This is a genomic window from Candidatus Methylomirabilota bacterium (assembly GCA_035709005.1).
Classification (GTDB): Bacteria; Methylomirabilota; Methylomirabilia; order Rokubacteriales; family CSP1-6; genus 40CM-4-69-5.
In genome coordinates this window covers 1-3,757 of sequence record DASTFB010000118.1, presented here as the reverse complement: position 1 = coordinate 3,757, position 3,757 = coordinate 1, and the positions used below count along the sequence as shown (strand labels likewise).

Here is a 3,757-nt window from a genome sequence, read left to right as displayed (position 1 = left end):
GCAGGTTGCTCTCCCGGATCCTGGCCAGGCCGAGCCCGAGACGGGAAAGGGGATCGGCCGAGTCGAGCGCGATGGCCTTCTCGAAGGCCTCCTTGGCCTGCCTGATCTTGGTCTGCATCAGGTAGGCGTAGCCCAGCACCGTCTGGGTCCTCGCAAGATTGGGCTCCAGGGCGGCCGCTTTCTGGGCGGCATCCAGGGCGCGGTTCAGCTCACCGAACGAGGCCTGAAGCTCCGACAGCCGGGCCCACGCCAGGGCGTTCTGCGGGTCGAGCTGCACGGCCTTTTCCAGGCTGGCGCGGGCGCCTTCGAGGTCGAACCTGGCCTGCTGGGCGTACGACAGCGCGATCTGCGCCGTGGCCGAGCCTGGCGCGGCCTGGACGGCCTTCTGGGCCGCATCCAGCGCCCGGTCTTTCTCACCTTGGACCGCGGCGATGATGGTCTGGAGCGCCAGGGCGTTGGGGTCGTTCGGAGCCAGCTGCAGCGCTCGCGTGATGTCGGCGGAGGCCTCATCTGTCCGCCCCACGGCCAGCAGTAAGTGGGCGCGATAGGCGAAGAACCGCGGGTCGGTGACGGTCTGGGGCACCGTCGCGATGCTGTCGAAGGCCCTCTGGAGGTCGCCTCTCTGATATTGCTCTACAGACTGCCGGATCGGTCCGGCCGGGAACTCGTCGGGACGGAAGTAAAGGACCGGCGGATAGTAGAGCGCCCAGTGGACGGCATCGCGGGGGCGCGCCACCACCCGCAGCACGGGCGGCTTGCCGCGCTCGGCCACGGCCGACTGGGCGCTGGTGAGGGTGAGGCTGCCGGCCGGGTTTTCGGCCAGCACCGTCCCCTCGAAGACCGTGAGGAGGGTCCTGTCCGGCTCGACGCCGACGAGAAACTCGGTGCCCCTGACGCCGGCGATCGTGAAGGGGGTCTGGACCTCCAGGCTGCGGGGCCCGCGGCTGAAGAAATGGGCGGCGCCCCGGAGCAGGTTGATGACCCCGGTTTGCTGATCCTTGACGGCCTCGACGGTGAGCTCGGTGTTGGCGTTGAGGCGCAGGACGGACTGGTCGAGCATCGCGATATCCGCCCGGCTTCGAGGCGCGACCCGGATGGTGTCGCCGGGAGCGAAGGTGTCGTTCAGTTTGACAGGGTTCCAGGCCGTCGCGCCCGCTCGGCGGGCCTCCACCGTGCCCTGAACCGACACTGCTTTGGCGACCGCCTTCGCCTGAGCCTGCGCGTGAGTCGCGTCGGGCGAGACGAATACCGCAACGAGGACGGCGGCAACAACGAGGAACGCTGCCTTTCGATTGGCACTGGTCATATCAGGTGCTCGCTCTCAGTCCGTCGGTAATCACCCAAGAACCAGGGATCCCCGCCTCGATACCACCACCACCACCACCACTCATCACGACCGCCTCTTCGGATCGAAGGGGAAGCGATGAGACCAGAACCGGCTCGAAGCCGGGTCGAAAACTCATCGAGAATATTAATGGTTCCCGGCGCGGTACCCAGCTCAATCGCCTGGTCATCGGTGCGGCCGGGTAGCCTCTTGAACCGGTCAGCGAGTTCATGCGCGGCGAACGAGAGCACGGGCGATGCCAGGTCTGGCGGCTGACCAGGAGGCCTGAAAGCGAACGTCGGTCCTGAACGCGCAGACGGAGACCTCCACAACCTGACCTGCCGTCACGCGCCTACCACTGTCCAAGAGCTTTAGCCGGCGTACTATCGGTGATCGAGGCCTGTTTGTCAATAGGCCGTCGGCCCGTTGAATTTCAGGCGACCTCGTCGAGCTGGTCTTCACGGTCGGCGGGCAGCAATCTGGGCGGAACGCGACCCCGGTGCAGCAGATCGCACATGCACCGGTTATTTTCGGCCCAGCCATCCCCGCGGCGGCCTCGGTGGTCGGCGCACAACGCGCCGTCCCCGGCAATTTCGATGCCGCACGCCGCGCAGAAACTCATAGCCGCACGAACGTCCCATGCGATCGACGCGGTTGTCCATGCACCTGTCGAGCTAAGCGATCTGGCAGCCCTGGTACGAACGCCTGGCGGTAGACCGATCACGGCGCGCCGGCGTCCTTTGCGCCGGCGAAGCGATCCAGCGACTTCAGCAGGTAGCGCTTGATCTCGTCGCGGCAGGCCCGGAAGGCCGTCTCCCCCTGGGCGGCGGGATCGCCGATGTCGCCTTCTTCCCCCGCGAACTCGCGCAGGGTATAGATGGCCCGCCCGCGGCCCTCATCGAACATCTGCACGGTGAGCCTCTGCTGGACCGTCATGGTGAGGATCAGGTCGGCCTCGGCGACGAGCTCGGGGTGCCGGCGGAGGTCGATGGAGGCCTGCGCATCCTCGGCCAGGTAGATGCCCTCCTCGCGGAGCACCAGGCGAGCGTCGAGGGAAGGGATCATGCCGTCCCGGGCGGCGGGTCCGACCCCGGCGGAACGGACCCGCACGCGCCCGAGGCCGAGGCGGTGCGCCAGCATCCGCTCGAGCAGGGCCTGGGCCATCACGCTGCGGGCCGTGTTGGCGTGACAGACGATCAGCACGCTCTTCACGACTCCTCCCAGGGCGACATGGACGGAAGGTTCAGCGCCAGGCCCAGACCGGCTGCTCGAAGTGGCCGATACGGGTGGGGCGGCCGTGCACGACGACCTCACGCAGCTGATAGAGCACGGCCGCCGTCGGCGCGTGGACCAGGGTGGAGAGGATGGGCAGCTGGATCACCGGGCGGTCGCTCTCGGGAATGGTCACCAGGCGGGGGACATCGGCTCCCTCCAGGTCGCTCAGCGGGACGCGGTGGACACTCGCTACCTCGGCGGCATTGGGCGTCAACTCCACTGTCGATCCCGCCCACAGCACCACGGGCGTGATGACGAATCCCGAGCGAGTGCCGTAGTCGTCGAGGAGGCCCAGCACGTCCTCGCTCGCGAGCATCAGCCCCACCTCCTCCCGGAGCTCGCGCAGGGCCGCTTCGACGGGCTCCTCGCCCGGATCGACTCCGCCGCCCGGCAACGCCCACTGCCTGGCGTGGACGCGCAGCGAGGCCGCCCGGCGGGTGAGCAGGAAGCAGGCGCGTCCCTCGGCGTCGGGCAACAGGACCACGGCCACCGCGGCGGGCCGGCGGCCGTCGACGGGCAGGGGGCGGCGGGGAAACGCGAGCAGATTGGCCCGGGCCCGCGCCAGCAGGATCTCGTCGAACGTCACGCCATCCTTTCAGTCCAGGTTCTTCTCGCCGGTCACTTCGCTCCGGCTGATCGGGCGGTCAGATCCGCCCAGAGCGCGTCGGCGCCGCGGCCGACGACGGCGCGGCCCAGCTCGGCGGCCCAGCGGCTCTCGCTGCCGAACTCGGCGCGCCAGGACCAGAGCCGGCGCGTCCAGAAGTGCAGCGAGTGCTCGTAAGTGAACCCGATGGCGCCGTGAACCTGGTGGGCGATGCCGGCGGCGATGCCCGCCGCTTCCCCCACGCGGATCTTGGCCGCGGCGACCTCGAGCTCGGGCTCGCCCCTGTCGGCGGCTCGGAAGGCGTGCTCCGAGGCGATGCCGGCGGCGGCGGCGTGGCCGGCCAGGACGACGAGCGCGTGCTGGATCGCCTGGAAGCTGCCGATCGGGCGGCCGAACTGGCGGCGTTCGGTGACGTAGCGGACCGATTGCTGCAGCATCCCCTCGAGCGCGCCGGCCATCTGCGCGGCGCGCACGAGCGCGCCGTAGATGCGCACCGCCTCCACGGGCACGCACGCCCCGGCGGCCGCGGCGGCGGCGACCGGGGTGTCCGCGAA

At 69.5% G+C, this 3,757-nt stretch carries 4 protein-coding genes; all 4 read right to left on the bottom strand.

Features of this window, described 5'->3' with window-relative positions; genetic code table 11:
* Positions 1–1,060: FecR domain-containing protein (locus VFR64_20765; GenBank protein ID HET9492169.1), on the bottom strand; the 1,060-nt coding region annotated here is incomplete at its 3' end.
* 984 nt (positions 1,061–2,044) lie between these two features.
* Positions 2,045–2,536 (bottom strand): low molecular weight protein arginine phosphatase, encoded by a 492-nt coding sequence (locus VFR64_20760; GenBank protein HET9492168.1) that lies wholly within the window; start codon positions 2,534–2,536, stop codon positions 2,045–2,047.
* A 31-nt stretch (positions 2,537–2,567) separates the two neighbouring features.
* A complete protein-coding gene (locus VFR64_20755; protein HET9492167.1) occupies positions 2,568–3,185 on the bottom strand; it encodes a CoA pyrophosphatase in 618 nt (205 codons plus the stop codon).
* 32 nt (positions 3,186–3,217) lie between these two features.
* Positions 3,218–3,757, bottom strand: a 540-nt coding sequence (locus tag VFR64_20750) for an acyl-CoA dehydrogenase family protein (GenBank protein HET9492166.1), incomplete at its 5' end; no start/stop codon positions are given.